The following is a 2,022-nucleotide window of genomic DNA, read 5'->3' as shown; positions in this document are numbered from 1 at the left end:
TTTTCATTTCCGTTCGGTTAAATATGGAGGAAGGATATGGAAACACCCCTTGAACAAAACTTTTTGCTTTCGGATCGTAATAATAGCCTTCAATGGTTTTGTCTGACTTATTCATCGTGCTCTGCATAAAAAGGAAAATTAACCCATTTATCTGATGATAATTTTTAAATCGCAAGAGCTGCTGTTGGGGGTTTCTATAGTATTTAAGACGAACTAGAAAACCAATCACAGGACCTAGATATAGATGGTTGCTCATTAAATAATAATCGTATGGCAAATCCGGAATTGAAAGCACATTCGTTAATTTACTGGAAAGACTAATTTTACCCGGTTCAATCGTTTCATTTTGAATAATTGACAATTCTTTTGTAAATGCGCCAAAATGGAGAACAATTTTTTCAGAATTAATGTTTAATTGATTGATAGTTTCTACATGCAGATGAATGGTATTTTGATTAATATGATCATTAAATAGTAGAGTGACCTGATTGTTGTTTGCTAAGTGATTTTCATTTACCTTTTTCATTAGAACCCGCCCTCCTCTATGGTTTCTTTCCTGTTTTTTGGTTGTAAGCTTTATACCATAGTATTTTGTTATACATAGATAAATCTTCTAAGTAGCGAAAACCACCAACGAGTGGGATAGAATTCGCCTCAATCAACCAAACATGTCCGGATTCATCGACGGCAAGATCAAATCCCCAGATCTTATGAGTATCGAATTCGTTAGTGAAACATTTGGCTACTGCTAAAGATAAATCATCTAATGCTGCCAATGTTTTTTCTAAGTCCAAGTTGGTAATATTTGAGTTTAATAGAGCCTCTTCCACCGTTACAACAGTTGCCCCATTCTGTAAATTGGTGATAATATAACCGTCTTGAGCTACTTTTCCGTGTTTCCCTGTAATCACCCAATCTAATTCTTCTCGTTTTCGCTGGACGATATAGCGAAAATCTATTGGATTCCCTTTTACTTTTGCAAGTGAGATGCAAATTTGGACAAGAAACTCCCTTCCCCCAAGTCTTGCTTGTAAAAATTGTTCGAGCGATTTTTCCTCCATAATAGTTGTTTGTCGTTTTCGAAGGTGAACTTCATATATCTCGTCCGTAATTTTCGATACTTTTATGATTCCCCTTCCTCCATTCCCTCGAGTAGGTTTTATCATTATCTCCTTATATCGACTCATCATTTCCCAAAATCGGTCTTTCGTATAAAGATGCGTCTCCGGTAAAAATTTCACTAGTTCCTTACATTCTAATAAAATTTGATGCTTGTACCATTTATCCATAATTGAGTTTTTCTCCAATTCAACCACTCCATAAACTATTCTTAACGTCTTTTCAATATATGGTAATTTCACATGACTGCTTGTTGCATTGCCTAAAAGTGAAAAGATAGGTACAAACCAGATGCATTTAAAAATGCAGGGGAATACACTATGCAAGAGGTATTTTATAAGAAAGGAAGATGTTAACATTGTTGAAGCCGATTCTTACGCTACATGATATTTTTGGCGATGGTTATATTTTTAATGGAAGAGGTTCATATCATAACAGCCAATGGCTCCCCAATTCCATTTCACAAGATTCATCTTCAGGCAGCATGTTAACATTAGCAGGAGAAACACCCATTCTTTGCCACAAGGATGTTGTTGATCCATTATGTTTAGAAATTCTTAAAGATGCTGGCCTCCAAGTTGCACGAAATATTTATACGTATGATAACGAAAATAGTTATTACAATCTATTAAATCAATTACAAAAATTAAATCAAAAAATGATATTAAATTACGCTCATCTGCCCTGCGAAATCGATAAAGAAAAGTACTGGATTAAAACAGAACTATTAACTTATTTAAATAATAAAAGGTACTTAGGAGAGTTAGTTCCGAAACAGTATGTTCCTGATCGGATAATTCTACCTATTTCTAAGTTAACCAATAATGATAAAATTTCTTTTGAGTTTCCGTTCGTTGTAAAAGCAGTTACAGACCAACCAAGCGGCGGCGGGTTTGATATAGT

Annotated in this window: 2 protein-coding genes and 1 pseudogene; 1 reads left to right on the top strand and 2 read right to left on the bottom strand. The window is 34.6% G+C overall.

Annotation, left to right across the window (positions count from 1 at the left end):
• Both V7164_RS08580 and V7164_RS08575 read right to left on the bottom strand, forming a co-directional pair.
• Positions 1–526 (bottom strand): annotated as a pseudogene (locus V7164_RS08580) (hypothetical protein); the annotation flags it as partial.
• Positions 527–542: 16 nt separating this feature from the next.
• Positions 543–1,307, bottom strand: a complete 765-nt coding sequence (locus V7164_RS08575; protein WP_335353891.1) for a YheC/YheD family protein — start codon at positions 1,305–1,307, stop codon at positions 543–545.
• Positions 1,308–1,477: 170 nt separating this feature from the next.
• Between V7164_RS08575 and V7164_RS08570 the strand changes: the two genes are divergently transcribed.
• On the top strand, positions 1,478–2,022 hold a 545-nt coding region (locus tag V7164_RS08570; RefSeq protein WP_335353890.1), incomplete at its 3' end, for a hypothetical protein.

The organism is Bacillus sp. JJ1474, from assembly GCF_036965225.1.
GTDB lineage: Bacteria > Bacillota > Bacilli > Bacillales > Cytobacillaceae > Cytobacillus.
This window is presented reverse-complemented; position numbering and strand designations above follow the sequence as displayed.